This window comes from Gaetbulibacter sp. PBL-D1, from assembly GCF_050509525.1.
Taxonomy (GTDB): domain Bacteria; phylum Bacteroidota; class Bacteroidia; order Flavobacteriales; family Flavobacteriaceae; genus Gaetbulibacter_B; species Gaetbulibacter_B jejuensis.
The window spans coordinates 339,640-359,591 of the sequence record NZ_JBNWKB010000001.1 but is presented as its reverse complement, the minus strand read 5'-3'; the positions used below and the strand labels follow the sequence as shown (position 1 = coordinate 359,591).

Sequence of the window (19,952 nt, the reverse complement as noted above, 5' to 3'; positions counted from 1 at the left end):
TTATTGAAATGTAAAGTTAATAAACACACCTCTTGTTTTCATGGTGTGTACATTACTTGTCCAAGGACTATTTGGGTCAGTGTCTCTTACAATTTCATCATTAAAAGCAAAAACACCACGAATTGAAGGTGTGAATTTAAACCAGAATAAGTAAAAATCAATCCCAAAACCAAGCTCATAAAAAGCCATATTTTTTTTGGTTCTAAACTGTCCTACACTATTATCGTCAGGATTTTCTTCGTTACTAGATAGGTTTATTGCAGTGGATACTCCAGCTAAAACAAAAGGCTTAAAATTATTAATACGTTTTGTGGATACTTTAAGGAGTAAAGGAAAATGAACGTAGGTAGATTTAACTTCTCTTAATAAATCAGAAGAATTGTACTCTAACCCTTGAAAAGCACTTGGGCTATATTGCAAATTACGTTGCGTAATAAATAAACCTGGTTCAAACCTAAGGTTTAAGTGTTCATTTAATCTTAAGTCAGAAATTAAGCCAACATTAAACCCAGTAGTAGATTCTACAAGAATATCATCCATATCCTGCTCATAGTTGAACTGAAAATCATAACTGTTCAACCCAAGAAAAAATCCCCAACTTAACCGTTGCTTATCAAAGTTCTCGTTGTTTTTTATTTTTTCTTTTGAAAAAAGCTGCGCAGAAGCCGTTTGGCTTACTATTAATAGTACTAAAATTAAAAGCGTTTTTTTCATATTAAGATTTAGATGCTATATAAATTGAAGCAACACCAAGTGTTTGAGGTTTATTACTGACATCTATAAACCCATTTTTACGTAAAATATTGTTTAAAGCTTCACCATGTGGAAAAATAGAAGCCGATTCGCTCAAATATGAATAAGCTGAACGGTCTTTTGAAAATATTTTTCCAATAGTAGGTAAAATATATTTAGTGTAAAATTTATAGCCTTGTTTAAAAGGCGTTTTAGTAGGAACTGATGTTTCAAGAATTACAAATGTTCCGTTAGGTTTTAAAACTCGTAAAATCTCAGAAAGTCCTTTATCAAGGTTTTCAAAGTTTCTCACACCAAAGGCAACTGTAATGGCATCAAAAGTATTATCGTCAAATGGTAAGTTTTCAGAGTCACCAATAATCATTTTAATAGTGTCATCAAGTTGCTTGTTAGCTATTTTTTGCTTTCCAACTTCAAGCATACCTTCGCTAATGTCTAATCCTATAATTTCTTTAGCATTAGTTTTGGTTAGGCAAATAGCCAAATCTCCAGTACCTGTTGCAATATCAAGAATAGTGTTAGGTTTAGATTTTGATACAATATCAACTACTTTATTTCGCCATTTTATATCAATGCCAAAAGAAATAACTCTATTAAGTCCATCATAATCTTTAGAGATAGTATCAAACATTTTAGTAACCTGTTGCTTTTTGTTCAGGTCACTATCTTTATATGGCTTAATTTTTACAGTCATTATTTTTTTTGGCAAATATATGACAATACATTAGTATTAAATAATATGATTATTTGAGATTTTAATTATGCCTCAAATATCCGTACCTTTAAAAGGGTAACACAATTATAAACTACAAACAAACATTGCTAATGCAAATTTATACTATATTTGCTTGTTTTTTTGAATATTCAAACCAATGAAAATAATTATTGCTGGAGCAGGTGAGGTAGGGTTTCATTTGGCAAAATTATTATCCTATGAGTCGCAAGAAATTACACTTATAGATTCTGATAAGGAGAGTTTAACCTACGCCAATAATCACTTAGACATAAGAGTAATAAAAGGAGATGCCACTTCAATTGCTGTTTTAAAAGATGCTAGAATCAATACTGCAGAGCTTTTTATAGCTGTAACATCTTCTGAAACTACAAATATTACTGCTAGCGTACTCGCTAAACAATTAGGCGCAAAACGTACTATTGCAAGAATTTCTAATGCTGAATTTATAGACCAAAAAGAAGAAGTTGGGTTCTCTAAATTTGGTATTGACGAGTTGATTTCTCCAGAGTCGTTAGCGGCTTCTGAAATTGAGCTTTTGCTTAATCAGTATGCGTTTAATGACAGTTATGAGTTTGAAGATGGAGCGCTAACAATGCTAAGTTTAAGGCTTTCAAGAACTGCAGCTTTTGTTGATAAAACAGTAAAAGAAGCTGCCGAAGCGTTTTCAGAATTACACTTTGTACCAATAGCAATTCAACGCTTTGGAACACAATACACAATTATTCCAAGAGGAGATACTCAATTTAAAGAAGGTGATAAAGTAGTGTTTGTTACTTCAAAAGGAGGAGACCAAGAACTTTTTGAACTTTCGGGTAAGGTAAAAACCGAAGTAAAAAATGTAATGATACTTGGTGGTGGAAAAATTGGATTTCAAACTACAAAAAGTTTATGTGTAGGTAAGTTTAATGTAAAACTCATTGAAAAGGATAAGAAAACAGCTTTTGATTTAGCCGATGAGCTTCCTAATGCATTAATTATAAATGGAGATGGTAGAAATGTTGAGCTTCTTGAAGAAGAAAACATTGATAGTATGGATGCATTTATTTCTGTAACAGGAAATTCTGAAACCAACATCATGTCGTGTTTGGTTGCAAAATCTAGAGGTGTGAAAAAAACTATAGCTTTGGTTGAGAACATGGATTATTTTCAGCTTTCGCAATCTATAGGTATTGATACGCTTATTAATAAAAAGCTTCTTGCTGCAAACAATATTTTTAGATACATACGTAAAGGTGAGGTTGTTGCTATGACTAAGCTCAACAATATGAATGCTGAAATGTTGGAGTTTGTTGTAAACTCTAATTCTAAAATTTGCAATAAGTTAATTAAGGATTTAGATTTTCCTAGAGCTGCAATTATTGGTGGAGTTATAAGGCATGGTGAAGGACTGATACCTCTTGGTAGTTTTAAAATTTCAGAAGGAGATAGAGTTGTAGTGTGCTTTTTGCCAAGAGTAATTGCTGAGGTTGAAAAATTCTTTTATTAAGCCAAAACAAAAAACTACTGATGAAACTTAACTATAAAATCATTTTTCACTTTTTTGGATTATTACTGTTATGTAATGGTGGTTTTATGCTGTTGGCAGCATTGGTAAGTTTAATTTGTAAAGATGGCGTTACTGTAAAACTATTGTTATCTGGTGGTTTAGTACTTTTAGTAGGTGTTTTTTTAATGGTTGGTACCAAGAATCACCGAAAGGAAATGAACAAACGAGAAGGTTACATTGTTGTAGCTTTTGGTTGGATAGTAATGGCACTTTCAGGGTCGTTACCTTATTTGTTAACCAGTACCATTCCACAGTTTACAAGTGCTTTTTTTGAAACCATGTCTGGTTATACCACTACAGGAGCCACAATTTTAAATGATATTGAAGTTGTGCCTAAAGGTGTGTTGTTCTGGAGAAGTACAACGCACTGGATTGGAGGTATGGGAATTATAGTTTTGGCAATTGCTATTTTACCTTTATTAGGAATAGGAGGTATGCAAATGTTTGCTGCTGAAGCTCCAGGACCAAGTGCTGATAAACTGCACCCAAGAATTACAGATACAGCTAAGCGTTTATGGTTAATTTATTTTGGATATACAGCTGCTGAAACTATTTTACTTAAAGTAGCTGGAATGTCGTTTTTTGATGCGTTAAATCATTCTATGTGTACGTTGTCAACAGGTGGATTTTCTACTAAAAATGCTAGTGTTGCTTACTGGAATGGACAACCTATTATTCAATACATTATTATTGTGTTTATGTTTTTAGCAGGAACAAACTTTGTGTTGAGCTACTTTGCATTTAAGGGTAAAGTGCAAAAGGCAATTCAAGATGAAGAGTTTAAATTGTACTTTAAATTCATTGCTATTTTTACAATTATCGCAGCAGTAATCATCTATTTTAATGCCGATGCATCATTGTCTTCTATTGAGCATCCAATGGTTTGGGGAAAAGCTGAAAGCAGTTTTAGGCATGCGTTGTTTCAGGTATTGAGTGTTGTGACTACTACAGGTTTTATTACAGCCGATTATACACTTTGGTCGCCATTTTTGGTAGTCTTCTTTTTTGGGTTAATGTTTTTAGGTGGTTCAGCAGGTAGTACATCTGGTGGTGTTAAAGTGGTTAGACATCTTATCTTGATTAAAAATGGTTTTTTAGAGTTTAAACGCGCATTGCATCCTAATGCGATTCTTCCTGTTAGATATAATAAAAGATCTATACAGGGTGAGATTGTATTTAACATACTTGGTTTTTTCATTTTGTATATGTTGTCTTTTATTGTTGGTGCTTTGGTCTTCTCAATGTTTCAAATAAATTTTGAATCTTCCATTGGTTTGGCAGCTTCTAGTTTAGGTAATGTTGGACCAGCTTTAGGGAATTTTGGTCCAGTAAATAATTATGCAGATTTACCGCTTTTAGCACAATGGTGGGCATCCTTTTTAATGCTTATTGGACGTTTAGAACTGTTTACAGTTTTAATATTACTAACACCTTTTTTCTGGAGAAATAGATAAATTTCATAAAAAAATAAAATTCTCAAAACATAAGATTTCACAAGGCTTTTAATGAGTTTTATGTATTGAATTTTAAGGTTTTAAGGTTTTGTAGTGTAACAAAATATTTTGTCATGCGTCATATATGTGTAACCAATTAAACCAAAAAATTATGGAATTAGTTTTAACAGTACAAGATTTAGAACCTCATCCCAAACAGGGTTTTGAGAAACAAGAAGGATTACTTAATTCTAACTACAAACAAATAGTAAAGAGAAATTTAAAAGCGCTAAACTCTAATACTATTTTCGGAAACAAACATCGTATCAAAACACGACAGTTTATTAAAACTTCTAGCGTAGCGACAATATTAAAACTTTCTGTTTTTGTTGTTCTTCTAACAGCGATTCTGTAGGCTTAACGCAGAATATGAACTTTACAGCTTTTGTAAGCTAATCACAAAACTGACTTTTTACCCTTTATATATTCAATAGTATAAAGCTATTGAGAAGGCATTGTATACTTTAATATTAACATTTTAAAACCTAGAAATATGGGCTTTGGAGGATCTGCGCAATCAATGATTACTATTCTCAAGAATAATGAGAAAATGCGCAACAAGCGTGACAAGTTTAAGAAAACCTTAGGAGGTTATGATAATAAACGCAAAACCGAATATGATTTTCCTGAAGCTACACCTGAGGTTTTAAAAGAGATAAAAGAACGGTTAATAAAAGAACGTAAACAGCGTTTTATTAAGATAGCAATACTTTTTACTATACTGTTGAGTTTGTTTATATACTTTATAGTAAGATGAAAAAAATCCGCTTAACAAGCGGATTTTTTATTAGTTGTATATTTTGTCTACTATAATTAGCTCAATGCAGTTTTAATGCGTTTTATAGCTTCTTTTATTTGTTCTTGTGAAGCAGCATAAGATATTCTAATACAATCAGAATTTCCAAAGGCTTCTCCAGTAACGGTTGCAACGTGAGCTTCTTCTAATAGGAATAAAGAAAAATCTGTTGCATTATTAATTGTCTTTCCTTTTAAAGTCTTCCCGAAGTAGTAAGATACATTAGGAAATACGTAAAAAGCGCCTTCAGGGACATTAGTTTTAAAACCTTCAATGTCATTTAATAAATCTAGTATTAGACCTCTTCTGGTTTTAAATTCATCAACCATATACTGTACTCTTTCAGGAGACTCTGTAAGCGCAGTAATTACAGCACGTTGAGCTATACAGTTAGCACCTGATGTAATTTGACCTTGCATTTTGTTACAAGCTTTAGCAATCCATTCAGGAGCTCCAATATATCCTATTCTCCAACCTGTCATTGCAAATGCCTTAGCAACACCATTTACGGTAATTGTTCTATCGTACATGCTTGGTATAGCAGCAAAACTAAAGTTTTTTGCACCATAGCTTATGTGCTCATAAATCTCATCAGAAAGGATGAAAATATTTGGGTACTTTTCAAGAACTTCAGCTAAAGCTCTATATTCTTCTTCAGAATAAATGCTACCACTTGGGTTATTAGGAGAGTTGAAAAACACCATTTTGGTTTTTGGTGTAATTGCGTCTTCTAACTGTTGAGGAGTGATTTTAAAATCGTTTTCAATAGTAGAAGGGATTTCTTTATAAGTTGCTTCGCATAGTGTTGCAATTGCAGAGTAGCTTACCCAATAAGGAGCTGGTAAAAGTATTTCGTCACCAGGATTTAAAAGTACTTGAGCTACATTGGCAATAGATTGTTTTGCACCAGTAGAAACTACCACTTGGTTAGGTGAGTAGTTTAAGTTATTATCTCTTTTGAATTTTAAGCAAATAGCCTCTTTTAACTCTACATAACCGTCTACAGGAGTGTAGGAATTGTAGTTGTCGTTTATGGCTTGTATAGCTGCTTCTTTGATAAAATCTGGAGTATTAAAATCTGGTTCTCCTAGACTTAGTCCAATAACATCAATACCTTTGGTTTTTAATTCTCTTGCTTTTGCAGCCATTGCCAACGTTGCAGAAGTTGGTAGGCTGTTAATTCTGTCGGATAGTTGGTTGTTCATTTACGTTTTTTAATTAAGCTTGCTGTAATGAAGGCTTCATTCCCATTTCTTTTAAAAATTTAAAATGAGCAATGATCGCTTTTCTTGTTGTCTTATATTCTTTGTATGGTAAATTGAATTCTTTTGCTGTTTCCTTTACAATCTTAGAGATTTTGGTGTAATGCACATGGCTAATGTGAGGAAAAATATGATGCTCAACTTGATGGTTTAATCCACCTGTAAACCAGTTTACAATTCTGTTTTTTGTTCCAAAATTAACTGTGGTTTTAAGTTGATGGATTGCCCAAGTATTTTTCATGGTTCCGTTTTCTTCCGGAAGAGGCATTTCAGCTTCATCCATAACATGAGCTAATTGAAATACTACACTTAAAATTAATCCTGCAACATAATGCATTACAAAAAATCCGATAAGTATTTTCCACCAAGCAATATCCAAAATCAACATAGGTAATACAATCCATATGCTAACATAAATGATTTTTGAAATTACCAGTTTGCTCCAGTTTACTACAGGGTTTGGAAATTTACCATAAGACAGTTTACGTTTCATATAACGTTTCATCTGTTGCCAATCGGTTGTAATTGCCCAATTTATAGTAAGTAATCCATATAGTAAAATAGAATAATAATGCTGAAATTTATGGTGCTTGTACCACTTTGCATGTTTAGAGAATCTTAAAATACGTCCAGCTTCTAAGTCTTCGTCATGCCCATGAATATTAGTATATGTGTGGTGTAATACGTTGTGTTGAACTTTCCAGTTATACACATTACCTGCTAAAATGTAAATACTACTTCCCATTAAGCGGTTTACCCACTCTTTGTTTGAGAATGAACCATGGTTACCGTCGTGCATTACGTTCATTCCAACTCCTGCCATGCCAATTCCCATAACTACAGTTAATAGTAATTGAGCCCAACCAGGAATACTACTTATTGTGAGAATTAAAAAATAAGGCAGTAAAAATAGAGTGAACATCACCACAGTTTTAACCCAAATTTTCCAGTTACCAGTACGTTTTATATCGTTCTCTTTAAAGTAGTCGTTTACACGCTTGTTTAGGGTTCTAAAAAATTTTGCGGGATCTTTTCTTGAAAATGATAATGTTTGATTTGTCATGCTATTAGTTTTTTTTGAATATGCAAAGTTTAGGACCAACGCATATCAAGGAGCAAATATAAATAATAAAAGCTGCGACATAGTTATATAAATGCTAAAAATATCCACACAAAAATGTATACTTTTGTTGAAAATTGAATAAAATGCAGTTAATACTGAAATATTTTCCAGATCTATCTGAAGATCAGATTCAGCAATTCCAAAAACTAGAATCATTGTATCAAGATTGGAACCTTAAAATAAATGTGGTTTCAAGAAAAGATATTGATGAGCTGTATTTAAGGCATGTGCTTCATTCTTTAGCTATTGCAAAAGTGATAGAGTTTAAAGCAGGATCAAAAGTTATGGATGTTGGAACAGGAGGTGGATTTCCTGGAATTCCTTTGGCAATTATGTTTCCTGAAACTCAATTTCATTTGGTAGACAGTATTGCTAAAAAGCTTAAAGTGGTTGATGAAGTAGTGGAAGGATTGAGATTAACTAATGTAAAAACTACTCATACTCGCGTTGAAGAAATTAATGACACCTATGATTTTATTGTAAGTAGAGCTGTAGCTGCTATGCCTACTTTTGTGCATTGGGTAAAAGGCAAAATTGCTAAAACACAGAATCACAATTTGAAGAATGGAATCTTATATCTTAAAGGAGGTGATTTATCAGAAGAATTAAAAGATTACCGAACGGCAACCATATATGATTTAACTGAATTTTATTCTGAACCTTTTTTTGAAACCAAAAAAGTGGTGCATTTGCCAATGAAGTTTAAAGGATAATAAAAAAAGCCGAACGCAACGTTCGGCTTTTTTTATTTCTATAAGTATTGAAGTTATTTAACTGCTATTTTTGTTTTGTAACTAATACCTTCTTTATTTTCAATATTTAAAACATACACTCCAGAGTCTAAATTTAAAGGAATAGTAGTTCTGCTACTTAAGGTTGTGTTTGTGGTATTGTAAACTAATTTCCCAGTAATATCAATTAAAGATATTGTAGCGTCATTAACGGTTGAATTGCTTAAAATTAATAACTCGTGGTCAATTGGGTTTTTACCAATTTTTAGTGTAGCTACATTATCAAATTCAGAGTTTGATAATGTTTCAGGCATAATTTCATCTAATGCAAAAAGTACATTTGCTTCAGTTAATTGAACATGATTTTCATTATCTGTTGGCATGTACCAGTTAACAAATGGTGTGCTGTTTGTAGTGTCTTCTGTACTATCGTTGCTTAGATTAATGTTGTGATACCAGTTAATTTCGTTGTTGGTTGACTCTAAAGCCATCGCACTTACAGATGGTATAAAGTTGAATTTATCAATTTGTAATGCAGCAATAAAATCGCCAACTAAACCTTCGGAGCCTAAACCATCAGTAAAGCCACCTAAGTCAAAAAGCCCACCAGAAGCAGCATCAACACCATCAGAAAAGCTAGGAGCTTGTGCATTCACTTCGATATCAAAAATTGTTATGGTTCCAAAGAAATTAGCTTCAACTAATATTTTACTAATTAATTGACTTCCATCAGCTGTTGCTGGAGTTAAGTTAACGCCAATTTGTGCTGTCGTTGGAAGAGGTGCGTCAGGAACATTAAAAGTATCGTCAATTACCGTAAATCCTGGAGTAACATTGGTAACACCATCTTTTGCTTTGTAAGGTGATCCTATTCCGCTACCGTTTATAATAGATACATTTCTAGTGTTCTGAGGAAATCCTGTTGGAGTTAGGTTATTTATATTGGCATCAAATATTACTTTAAAAGGATGTGGCTCAGGAAGAAGTTTTGTTGGGTCAAACTCCACATCGCTACCTGATGCTAAATGCGGTTCTAAATGATCAACCAATAATTGTCTTGCGGCTGATGATTTTAATAGACCATTTACTACTGGTTGTAATTCAGCAACGTTTAAATCTTCACCAAGACCAAAAGCTAAAAAGTTAAATTGGTGTTGAAATCCTAAAGGGACATTAGCTCCATGGTGTGGAGCGTCAAAAGAAATCCAAAGTCTTGTTTCGTGGTCAAGAGTTTGATTTTCCATGTAGTTTAATGCGTATCTTGAAATTAATCCTCCCATGCTTGGGCCAATAATAACCAGTTCTTCTTCGCCTACTTTATTAGCGTTAAGTGTATTGATTAATTCCACTAGAAGCATTGCGTTACGTTCCATAAAATCAGCTCCACCATCAATTAATGTGCTTCCAGGGTAATCTAACTCATCAATAACCATATCAGCATTGGTGTCCGTAGCATCATCAACATTTAGCAATGTATTATCAGATAATCTCAAATATTGTGGAAAGTTTAAAACTACAACATCAAAACCTTCAGCTCTAACAAGATCAGCAAGATTTTGAGCACCACTTGTTCCTGTAAAATCTAATAAGCTGTAAAGACCATTAATATCTCTTGTGTCTCCTGGATCAAATCCATCTACAAGAATAATGGGTTTATCAAGTATTCCGTCAACAAAATCAGGAAATATTTCATATTCACCTAATCCAGCAAAACTTGCAGTTCCTGAATAGGCTGATAAATCGGCAGTAATTGAAGATTCAAACTCTACAGTTTGAGCTTGAACAAAGAGAGGAAATACTAATAATAGCAAAAAGTAATTTTTCATCATGGATAATTAATTTGAATTAATGCCTTCAAGATACAAAGTTACATTTGGTTAAAGAGGTGTTATTTAATGTTTTAGGATGAAGTGTAAAAAAAATCCTCAAACGGTAAGGTTTGAGGATTTATGGTCTTGAAAAATAGTATTTCTTATCCTAAAAATGGATACCTGTAATCTGTAGGAGTTACAAAAGTTTCTTTTACCATTCTTGGTGATACCCAACGTAATAAGTTTTGAGCAGAACCAGCTTTGTCATTGGTTCCTGATGCTCTTGCACCACCAAAAGGTTGTTGACCAACAACAGCTCCTGTAGGTTTGTCATTGATGTAGAAGTTACCAGCACTATTTTGTAAGGCTTTAGTAGCTTCATCAATAGCATATCTGTCTGTTGCTAAAATAGCACCTGTTAATGCGTATTCGCTAGTTTCGTCAACTAATTTTAAAGTTTCAGAATATTGGTTTTCATCATATACATAAATTGTAATTACAGGACCAAATAATTCTGTACACATGGTTGTGTATTTTGGGTTTGTAGTCACTATAACTGTTGGTTCAATAAAATACCCTTTAGACTTATCATAGTTTCCACCTACAATAATTTCAGCGTCTGCATCAGCTTTTGCACCATCAATATACTTTGCTAATTTATCAAAAGAGCCTTCGTGAATAACAGCTGTAATAAAGTTACTCATATCTTCTGGAGAACCCATTTTAAATGATTTAACATCTTCTATTACAAAGTTTTTAACGTCTTCCCAAAGGTTTGAAGGAATATAAGCTCTAGATGCTGCACTACATTTTTGTCCTTGAAATTCAAAAGCACCACGAACAATAGCAGTTGCTACTTGTTTAGCATTTGCAGATTTGTGAGCAACGATAAAATCTTTTCCTCCAGTTTCACCTACAATTCTTGGGTAGGTTTTGTAGTTGTGAATGTTGTTTCCTATTTGTTTCCAAAGGTCTTTAAAAACGTGAGTTGAACCTGTGAAGTGTAATCCAGAAAAATCAGGATTAGCCATTACTGTATCAGTAATCATAACAGGATCTCCAAACACTACATTGATAACGCCATCAGGAACACCAGCTTCTCTAAATACATCCATGATAACTTTTGCAGAGTAAATTTGGCTATCACTTGGTTTCCAAACCACAACATTTCCCATTAAAGCCATACAAGCTGGTAAGTTCCCAGCGATAGCTGTAAAGTTAAATGGTGTAACTGCGTAAGTGAATCCTTCTAACGGACGATATTCAATACGGTTCCAAGCATCGCTTGTACTTTCTGGTTGATCCATATAAATGTCAGTCATAAACTGAACATTAAAACGTAAGAAATCTATCAGTTCACAAGCCGAATCAATTTCTGCTTGATGAATAGTTTTAGATTGCGCTATCATTGTAGCAGCATTTATTTTAGCTCTGTAAGGACCTGCGATTAATTCGGCAGCTTTTAAAAAGATACCAGCACGATGTTCCCAAGGTAATTGAGACCACGTTTTTCTTGCTTCAAGTGCAGTTGCTATAGCTTCTTCTACGTGAGATTTTTCAGCTAAATGATACGTTCCCACAATATGTTTATGATCATGAGGAGGCGACATGGTTCTGGTGTTACCTGTTTCAACATCTTTTCCGTTGATATATAAAGGTACATCCACTTTGCTATTGAACATTTCTTTGTATGCTTTTAAAACAGCTTCCCTTTCAGGAGATCCTGGAGCATATGATTTTACAGGTTCGTTTACAGCTATTGGTACGTTAAAGAATCCTTTTCCCATGATTTTATTTTAATGATTTATGGTATAAATTTTTGATGTGCAAAGTTACAATTTTTTAAGGACTTAAATGAAGATGCTTTTTTAAATCGAAGTTAAAGTATTGGTTATTTTTTTGTAAGTTGTTTACTTTATTTTTGACAAATGTGTTCATGTTTCAACAGAAATCCCTAATGAATGATTAATAGCGGAATAATTTTAACGCTTGCTTATCCTGAAACCATTGTATCTCATGCAGAAGAGTGGTATTCGCCTCTTTTAAAATATATAGGAATAGGAAGTAAAACACATGTGCGTGCTGGTCATGCAGCCTTGGTACTTATTGACAAAGCTACTGGAGTATTGGAGTATCATGATTTTGGTAGATATATTACTTCTGAACCTAATGGTAGGGTTAGAGGGATGGATACTGATCACGAACTAAGATTTCCTTTAAAGGCTATAATAGAAAATGGTACAATAGTTAACCTAGATGAGATTCTTCAGTTTTTAGGAACACATCCTAAGCTAACTCATGGTGATGGAACATTGTATGCTTCGGTTTGTGATGAAGTGAATTATGATTTGGCGCGAACACATATTACTAAAATGCAAAACAAACATTTTATACGTTATGCTGCTTTTATAAAAGAGGCTTGTAATTGTGCGCGTTTTGTGACTGATGCACTAATTGCGAGTGTCACTAATAAGTCAGTTAAAAAGAAATTGATAAGTTCTAAATGGTTTACACCAAGCACAATAGGTAATGTTGTGCTTGCTAAAACTGTTGGAGATGTGTTTTTGGTTTCAGAAACTGGAGCGATTTCAAAGTTTAATTCTTCAGTAGGTAAAGAAAATAGACGTTTGTTTTTAGATAGACTGAAAGGTTATAATCCTAGTGTAATAGGAACTTTAGAACCTAAACACAATGCTGAAAAAGAAGATCATGCGCAATGGTTAAGTGGTATAGCAGCTGGAGCTTGGTTTGAATTACACGATTTTACTAACGAGATGGAATATCGTTTTAGAAGAATTTCGCCTTACGGAACTATTGATGTTGATGGTATTTATGTTATCAATCAAAAAGGATTTGATTCTACCTTAGAATATGAATTTATACATTACTCAAACTGTAAGTTTTTTCATGTTGAGCAAAACCAAGTTGTTTACAAATTTGATTTCTTGAAAAGTACTAATTGACGTGAAAAATGGCTAATAAATTTTCGTCAGTTAGAGTGATTTCTCAATTAAAATGAGAGAAATTTGTATCGAAAACAAGAAAATTCCCATCACAAAACTACACTTCTCGATACAGAATTCTTACAGAATTTTACTCGAAGCGACATAAGGACTTAAACATTATTTCATGTTAATTAAGAGCAAAAGGAGCGCTTAGCTTAAAAGAAGGAATAATAACTTTAAACTTATTGGTGTTGGTAAAGTTTACCATGTTGTAGTAGCCTTGCATTGCACCAAAAGGAGAGGTTAGTAAACATCCAGAATTGTATGTGTGCGATTCTCCTGGTTTTAAAACAGGTTTCTTGCCAATAACACCTTCACCTTCTATAATTTCGGTATTGTTTAATGCGTCCATTATTTTCCAGTATCTGGAATTAAGCTGAACTGAATCTTTACTTTGATTTTCAATAGTTACTTTGTACCCAAAAGCAAAGTGCACTTTATAATTTTTATAAAAAGTGCCCTCAAAGGATGTCTCTACTGAAATTTTTATTCCGCTTGTAACTTGTTGTACCATGTGGGGATTAGAACAATGATAGTTGTTAAATATAATAATATTTTCTTTTAGTCGCTATTATTTCACAACAAATAGACTAATTTTTAACAACTTAACACTATTTTTTCTTTGTTATGCTAAATTTTCAGTTTTAACGAACGTTTCTAAGGATTTGAAAAAGTTTGAGATATCGTTTTTATCAATAGAACTGTTTATGGTAACGAGCCTAATAAAGTCAGTGTCGTTAAAAGAACCATAGCCTACCATTAATTCTGCACTTTCATAAAGTTTGGTGCAAAGTGTTTTTGCATCAATAGCTTTGTAATTGAAACAAACTGATATGGAGTCTTCAAAACTATAAAGTGTATAGTCAGGATGTGCTTTTATATAATCTCTTGCATAATCGGCTATTTCAAATTGCTTATCAACTATTTTTTCTAAACCAGTAGTGCCAACCGATTTCCATAGTGTCCAAAATTTTAAAGCATCATTTCTTCTTCCACATTGCAATGATGTTTTTCCTAAATTGAAATCATCACCATCGGTTTGGTATAAATATTCAGCATCGTTAGAAAATGACTGATTTAAATATTTTTTATCCTGAACAACAATTATCGAACAGCTTAGAGGTGTTCCTAGCATTTTATGAGCATTGATGCTAAACGAATCTGTTTTTTCAATACCATTTACTAGGTGACTGTATTTTTTACTAAAAATAACCGATCCTCCATAAGCACCATCAAGGTGTAACCATAAATTATAAGTGTTGCAAATAGGGCTTATTTCATCAACGTTATCAAAAGCACCTAAAACCGTTGTGCCTGCTGTAGCATTGACAAAAAATGGTTGGTTGTTATTTGCTAAATCTTCTTTGATTTTAAGTTCAAGGTCGCTAGCAATCATTTGTCCTTTGGCATTAACCTTAACTTGTCTTACTTGGTCTCTTCCAATTCCCATTAATGCAGCATTTTTATTAATGGAGTAATGTGAAACTTCTGAAGTGTAAACAATCATTTTACTGTTTACGCCAGCAGTTCTTACAGTGCTGTTGTGTTTGTCTCTAGCCATTACCATAGCCATAAAATTACTCATAGATCCACCAGGAGCAAAAGTGCCATCGCTATGCTTACCATATCCAATTATATCGCAAATGTTATGTAATATGGTTTTTTCAATACCAACTTGCGGTCCTGCAACTTTATAAGTGTACATACTATTGTTTAGCATAACAGCTAACAAATCACCTAATGTAGCTTTACTCATTCGGCCGCCAAAAAGCTGATTGAAAAACGACGTTGAAGCAGTTTTAGGAGTGCTTTTTATAATTTCTAGTAATGTTTTTTTTAAGTCTTCGTCTAAACTTGGGTGTTCATTGAGCGAAAGGTCTAAAGTTTTATAGAGCTTATCAGTGTCTATAGGTTTTGCTACAGGTTGTTGTTTTTCTTCTTTAAGAAGGATTTCTGCTAACTCATTAAACAATTTTAAATCTTTATTCATAAATTGGGCTAATTGACTCGATAATCGAGATTTGAATACTTTTGACATTAATGCCGAAATTTAAGCCTAAGTTTCTATTGTGTGTATTAAAGCCAAATCTCGTGGCGATGGTTTTAAGACTTCAATAAACATTAAAAATTTTAAAATAAAAAGTTATAACTATTGAAACCTATATTTTCTTTAAATGAATTAATAAGTGCTTTGTCTCAATCTTCAAAGGATAATTACAAAACCATTTTTAAAAATTTAGTTTTAGATAAAAATGTGTTAGATGAATACCTAAACTGGTCAACTAAAAAGTATGTAAGAAATGGTATTTATAAAAGCGACAATTTTGAACTGATTTTATTGTGTTGGGAAGCTGGTCAAGAAACACCAATACACTGTCATAGTGGAGAAGAATGCTGGATGTATTTAATAGAAGGCGAAATAGAAGAAGTGCTATACCATAAGCATGAAAATGGCGACGTTGAACCTAAAGGAATTCGAAAAATAGCTAATCAACAACAAGCTTATATTAATGATGCAATTGGTTTACATAAGTTAAAAAACAATTCAAAAGGAAGAACAATTAGCTTGCATCTCTATGCAAAACCTATAGAATCTTGCAGTTATTTTGATGAACAGTCAAAGACCTTTATCAAAAAAAATCTAAGCTACGATACTTACAAAGGAGAAATCCTTTCTAGCAAAATAGTGTCTTCTATTTAATTGGAAATATTCACCGAAGTACCTTCTCCTAAACCAATCAATCTATCAAAACGTGCACCCAAGTCTCTATAATACACTAGTACTTTGTAGTTGTTTTCGGTTTGGTAAAAGTTTCCACTTATTGCACCTTCATCTAGAGTTCCTTTGTCGTCAACTACAACATATTTATAGTTGTAGAATCCTTGTTTAAGCTTAAATGAGGTTTGGTAAACTTCAGCTTCAGGATTGTATACCATTTTATTCATGTTGTCTAACGCGTAGTTGTTGAAATTACCATAGACGTATATAGATTTTCCGTCTAAAAGCTCAGGGTAAAGCAATGAAAAATGCATCATAGTGTAATCGGCTTCAATGGTAACATTGTCAGTATTTACAGCTGTTATAAGAAAATTACCGTTAATATCAGGATTGTAAGTGTATGGTCTGCTTGCTCTCTCTTCATTTGTAAATAGGTAGTTGTGGTAAATCTCCTTGAGGTCAATAAACTGAACGCCAACGTTGGCAACCCTAACATCTTTGTTTTCAAAAAACAAATATTCATTTCCAGCCCAAAAGCTTGACTCTGTATTGTATCTATACATAAGTTCATTTCCTAAAACATATTGTGGTTTTAGGTTTGAGATAGCTGTATTTAAATTATTATTTTGAATAACTAGTGTTTTTATGGTTTCCATTGGGTTGTTGAAATTGACATTGTTAGTTGCAATTACAAAATCAACCGATTGTTTTTCGTTAATGAATTTTACATCTCTTGAGCGTTTTATGGTTACACCAACGTTTACAATATCTTCATAAACCATAAATTTTCTTGAAAACATCAACTCATCATAATCATCATATATAAAAATCATGTAGTTACCACTTTTTAAAATACCACGAGTTTGCGCGTTTGGTATTTGAAGCTTGTAATGCGAATAAATTTGATACGTATTAAAAGAGTTTTCATAATCGCGAATACGTTGGTTGTCAAAACCACTTAGGTATTCAGACTTTACCAGTTGAGAAGGCGTCCAGTCAAAATTATAGTGCACTATTTCGTAGTAAAAATCGGCCTCATCACCATTTAAAGCATCAAACTCAAGTATTAAAGGCTCGCCTAAACGGAGTATAGGTAGTTGACTTTCAGAGGTGTTTCCTTTAAAAGTTATAGTGCTAATATACTCAGGAGGATTGGTTTCTTCAATTTGCCCAAAAGTTAAAAGCGGTAGGCAAATTAAAAATATTAAAAGCTGTATGGTCTTTGTCATCAAAATTATACGGTTGTCTCTGTAAAGATACACAAATTTTATGCCTAATTAATTTTTGTTATTTAGAATTGATATAAATAAATAACTTGAGGTGTTTTCAAATTATTTTTAGCTATTAATTCGTAAATTTGCAGCGATTTTTTAGACAATTAATTTCAATATCAAACATATGTCAAACGACATTAAGATTAAAAAAGGTCTGAACATAAACCTTAAAGGTGACGCTGAGAAAACGACAGAAAATGCCATTATCAGCAATTACTGCACTATCAGGCCAGAAGATTTCCATAGCATAATTCCTAAACTTGTAGCAAAAGAAGGCACTAAAGTAAAAGCAGGTGAAACTGTATTTTACAACAAAGATGCCGAAGACATGAAGTTTGTGTCTCCTGTTTCAGGTGAAGTTGTTGAGGTTGCTCGTGGAGAGAGAAGACGAATTATGGCAATTAAAATTCAAGCAGACAAAGAGCAAACGTATGTTGACTTTGGTAAGTTTAATTTAGATGCTGCCGATGCTGATAAAGTTAAAGCGCACTTGTTAGCTTCTGGTTGTTGGCCATTTATTAAACAACGTCCTTACGATGTTATTGCAAACCCAAACAAGTCGCCAAAAGCGATATTTGTATCAGGTTACGCATCAGCTCCTTTAGCAGCAGACTACGATTATGTACTTCAAGGTAAAGAAGCTGAAATGCAAGCAGCAATAACAGCTTTAGGAAAATTAACTGAAGGACAAGTACATGTGTCGGTTGGTAAAAATTCCAATTCACCACTTGCAGGATTATCAGGTATTACACTACATAAAGTGTCAGGACCACATCCTTCAGGAAACGTTGGTACTCAAATCAATAAAATTGACCCAATAAACAAAGGTGAAGTAGTTTGGACGATTAATCCACAAGATTTAGTTGTTATTGGTGAATTGTTATTAACTGGTAAATTCAATGCAGAGCGTATTGTTGCTTTGGTTGGATCATCGGTTAAGAAACCAAGATATTTTAAAACAAAAATAGGAAGCGAAATAGCAACTATGGTTTATGACAATGGTGTTGATAAAGATGGTAACGACCGTATTATATCAGGAAACGTATTGTCAGGAAAACAAATTAAACCAGATGGTGCTCTAGACTATTACAGTAATACAGTAACGGTTATTCCTGAAGGTGATGACTATGAGTTTTTTGGATGGAATAAACCTGTATTCAATAAGATTTCTACTTCAAGAGCGATGACGTTTTCTTGGTTAAACCCTAAGAAAAAGTACGATTTAAATACCAATACAAATGGTGAACATCGTGCGTTTGTAGTAACAGGAAGTTACGAAGAGGTTTTTCCTTTAGATATATATCCAATGCAAATTCTTAAAGCATGTATGTATCAAGATTTAGACGAAATGGAAGCTTTAGGAATGTATGAAGTTGCACCTGAAGATTTTGCCTTAACAGAGTTTATTTGTGTGTCTAAACAACCACACCAAAAAATAATTAGACAAGGTTTAGACTTAATGCTTAAAGAGATAGGATAATGAGCTTAAAAAGTAATTTACATAACTTAAAAGAAAAGTATAAAGGCACCAAAATGGCGCCTGCGTTTAACGCATTACATACGTTTTTATACTTACCTAACGAGACTACTCATGGTGGTACTCATATAAAAGTAGCTGACGATTTAAAGCGTACCATGAACACGGTTATCATGTCATTGATTCCATGTTTAATTTTTGGTATGTTCAATGCTGGTTACCAACATTATTTAGCTTTAGGAGAAATTAGTCAAGCCACAGGTTTTTTTGACTCTGTATTTTGGAGTTGGGATAACTTAGTAATAGGACTTTGGAAAGTATTACCACTGGTAATTGTGTCTTACGGAGTTGGTCTAGCAATCGAGTTTGTTTTTGCAGTAATTAAAGGTCACGAAGTAGAAGAAGGTTACTTAGTTACAGGTATGCTTGTGCCACTAATTGTACCAGTAGATACACCATTATGGATGTTAGCAGTTGCTGTAGCTTTTGGTGTTGTAATTGGTAAAGAAGTGTTTGGAGGAACAGGAATGAATATTCTTAACCCTGCATTAACTATTCGTGCCTTTTTATTCTTTGCATATCCTACTTGGATGTCTGGAGATAAAGTATGGGTTCATGGCGCTGTAGCAAGAGATAAAGCTATTGCGGCAGGTGAGAATCTTGATGCTATTTCGGGTGAAACTATTTTAGGAAGTTTAGCACAAGGAAAAGAAATAACCTATTCTGTTTGGGATATGTTTACAGGATTAATTCCTGGTTCAGTAGGTGAAACTTCAGCAGTATTAATTCTTTTAGGAGGTTTATTCTTAATCTTTACTAAAATAGGAAGCTGGAGAATTATGTTGTCATCTGTACTTGGTGCATTGGTAATGGGATTAATTTTCAATGGTGTTGTAGATGCAGGATGGATAGGAGAAGGAAGCAAGTTTTATGGATTAATGAGTACTGAATTCTGGCATCATTTACTAATTGGTGGATTTGCCTTTGGTACTGTGTTTATGGCAACCGATCCTGTAACGGCTTCACAAACCAATAAAGGAAAATGGATTTACGGATTCTTAATCGGATTCATTTCAATATTAATTAGAGTATTCAACCCAGCATATCCAGAAGGTGTAATGCTTGCAATTCTATTAATGAATGTGTTTGCACCAACAATCGATCACTACGTGGTTCAAGGAAATGTGAAAAGAAGAATGAAACGTTTAAAAGCAAAAACAGCTTAA

The 19,952-nt window shown here is 33.2% G+C and carries 18 protein-coding genes; 9 read left to right on the top strand and 9 right to left on the bottom strand.

All coding sequences use genetic code 11. From position 1 onward, the window contains the following. Together ACQ0RB_RS01830 and ubiE are read right to left on the bottom strand one after the other, a co-directional pair. Nucleotides 1-714: a porin family protein gene (locus ACQ0RB_RS01830; protein ID WP_131505966.1), complete on the bottom strand. Its 714-nt coding sequence runs from the start codon at nt 712-714 to the stop codon at nt 1-3. A gap of 1 nt (nt 715) precedes the next feature. Next, nucleotides 716-1,447, bottom strand: coding sequence for a bifunctional demethylmenaquinone methyltransferase/2-methoxy-6-polyprenyl-1,4-benzoquinol methylase UbiE (ubiE, locus tag ACQ0RB_RS01825; RefSeq protein ID WP_430496072.1), 732 nt, complete (start codon nt 1,445-1,447; stop codon nt 716-718). 178 nt (nt 1,448-1,625) lie between these two features. Between ubiE and trkA the strand changes: the two genes are divergently transcribed. The 4 genes from trkA (at nt 1,626) to ACQ0RB_RS01805 (ending at nt 5,285) form a co-directional block, all read left to right on the top strand. Continuing rightward, nucleotides 1,626-2,975: a Trk system potassium transporter TrkA gene (gene trkA / locus ACQ0RB_RS01820; protein ID WP_129759283.1), complete on the top strand. Its 1,350-nt coding sequence runs from the start codon at nt 1,626-1,628 to the stop codon at nt 2,973-2,975. 20 nt (nt 2,976-2,995) lie between these two features. Continuing rightward, entirely contained in the window at nt 2,996-4,489 is a 1,494-nt protein-coding gene (locus ACQ0RB_RS01815; RefSeq protein ID WP_430496070.1) for a TrkH family potassium uptake protein, read from the top strand. Nucleotides 4,490-4,640: 151 nt separating this feature from the next. Continuing rightward, a complete protein-coding gene (locus ACQ0RB_RS01810) occupies nt 4,641-4,883 on the top strand; it encodes a hypothetical protein (RefSeq protein ID WP_131505962.1) in 243 nt (80 codons plus the stop codon). Nucleotides 4,884-5,021: 138 nt separating this feature from the next. Beyond that, nucleotides 5,022-5,285 carry a hypothetical protein gene (locus ACQ0RB_RS01805; RefSeq protein ID WP_134198637.1) on the top strand — a complete coding sequence of 88 codons (264 nt, stop codon included), beginning with the start codon at nt 5,022-5,024 and terminating at the stop codon, nt 5,283-5,285. A 56-nt stretch (nt 5,286-5,341) separates the two neighbouring features. Here ACQ0RB_RS01805 and ACQ0RB_RS01800 read toward each other — a convergent pair whose 3' ends face one another. Further along, nucleotides 5,342-6,529, bottom strand: a complete 1,188-nt coding sequence (locus ACQ0RB_RS01800; protein WP_430496067.1) for a pyridoxal phosphate-dependent aminotransferase — start codon at nt 6,527-6,529, stop codon at nt 5,342-5,344. A gap of 13 nt (nt 6,530-6,542) precedes the next feature. Further along, on the bottom strand, nt 6,543-7,649 hold the full coding sequence (locus ACQ0RB_RS01795) for a fatty acid desaturase family protein (protein WP_129759279.1): 1,107 nt from the start codon (nt 7,647-7,649) through the stop codon (nt 6,543-6,545). Nucleotides 7,650-7,792: 143 nt separating this feature from the next. Here ACQ0RB_RS01795 and rsmG point away from each other — a divergent pair, with 143 nt between their 5' ends. Further along, the gene (rsmG, locus tag ACQ0RB_RS01790) at nt 7,793-8,422 is read left to right on the top strand and encodes a 16S rRNA (guanine(527)-N(7))-methyltransferase RsmG (RefSeq protein WP_430496065.1); all 630 of its coding nucleotides are present in this window, start codon (nt 7,793-7,795) and stop codon (nt 8,420-8,422) included. 53 nt (nt 8,423-8,475) lie between these two features. Here rsmG and ACQ0RB_RS01785 read toward each other — a convergent pair whose 3' ends face one another. Both ACQ0RB_RS01785 and pruA read right to left on the bottom strand, forming a co-directional pair. After that, nucleotides 8,476-10,269 carry a T9SS type A sorting domain-containing protein gene (locus ACQ0RB_RS01785; protein WP_430496063.1) on the bottom strand — a complete coding sequence of 598 codons (1,794 nt, stop codon included), beginning with the start codon at nt 10,267-10,269 and terminating at the stop codon, nt 8,476-8,478. A gap of 143 nt (nt 10,270-10,412) precedes the next feature. Beyond that, nucleotides 10,413-12,038 (bottom strand): L-glutamate gamma-semialdehyde dehydrogenase, encoded by a 1,626-nt coding sequence (gene pruA / locus ACQ0RB_RS01780; RefSeq protein ID WP_430496061.1) that lies wholly within the window; start codon nt 12,036-12,038, stop codon nt 10,413-10,415. Nucleotides 12,039-12,212: 174 nt separating this feature from the next. On the opposite strand from pruA, the gene ACQ0RB_RS01775 reads away from it, so the two are divergent. Further along, nucleotides 12,213-13,214 carry a DUF6695 family protein gene (locus tag ACQ0RB_RS01775; RefSeq protein WP_430496059.1) on the top strand — a complete coding sequence of 334 codons (1,002 nt, stop codon included), beginning with the start codon at nt 12,213-12,215 and terminating at the stop codon, nt 13,212-13,214. A gap of 169 nt (nt 13,215-13,383) precedes the next feature. Here ACQ0RB_RS01775 and apaG read toward each other — a convergent pair whose 3' ends face one another. Then, nucleotides 13,384-13,770 carry a Co2+/Mg2+ efflux protein ApaG gene (apaG, locus tag ACQ0RB_RS01770; protein WP_430496057.1) on the bottom strand — a complete coding sequence of 129 codons (387 nt, stop codon included), beginning with the start codon at nt 13,768-13,770 and terminating at the stop codon, nt 13,384-13,386. 111 nt (nt 13,771-13,881) lie between these two features. After that, nucleotides 13,882-15,294 (bottom strand): pyridoxal phosphate-dependent decarboxylase family protein, encoded by a 1,413-nt coding sequence (locus ACQ0RB_RS01765; protein ID WP_430496055.1) that lies wholly within the window; start codon nt 15,292-15,294, stop codon nt 13,882-13,884. 114 nt (nt 15,295-15,408) lie between these two features. Between ACQ0RB_RS01765 and ACQ0RB_RS01760 the strand changes: the two genes are divergently transcribed. After that, nucleotides 15,409-15,957 (top strand): cysteine dioxygenase, encoded by a 549-nt coding sequence (locus ACQ0RB_RS01760; protein ID WP_430496053.1) that lies wholly within the window; start codon nt 15,409-15,411, stop codon nt 15,955-15,957. Here the strand turns inward: ACQ0RB_RS01760 and ACQ0RB_RS01755 are convergent. Continuing rightward, complete coding sequence (locus tag ACQ0RB_RS01755; protein ID WP_129759271.1) at nt 15,954-17,204, bottom strand: DUF5103 domain-containing protein; 1,251 nt, start codon at nt 17,202-17,204, stop codon at nt 15,954-15,956. The two genes, ACQ0RB_RS01760 and ACQ0RB_RS01755, sit on opposite strands and share 4 nt — an antisense overlap. A gap of 169 nt (nt 17,205-17,373) precedes the next feature. Here ACQ0RB_RS01755 and ACQ0RB_RS01750 point away from each other — a divergent pair, with 169 nt between their 5' ends. Then, nucleotides 17,374-18,729 carry a Na(+)-translocating NADH-quinone reductase subunit A gene (locus ACQ0RB_RS01750; RefSeq protein ID WP_129759270.1) on the top strand — a complete coding sequence of 452 codons (1,356 nt, stop codon included), beginning with the start codon at nt 17,374-17,376 and terminating at the stop codon, nt 18,727-18,729. Continuing rightward, nucleotides 18,729-19,952, top strand: a complete 1,224-nt coding sequence (locus ACQ0RB_RS01745) for an NADH:ubiquinone reductase (Na(+)-transporting) subunit B (protein ID WP_343796167.1) — start codon at nt 18,729-18,731, stop codon at nt 19,950-19,952. Before ACQ0RB_RS01750 ends, ACQ0RB_RS01745 begins: the two co-directional genes overlap by 1 nt.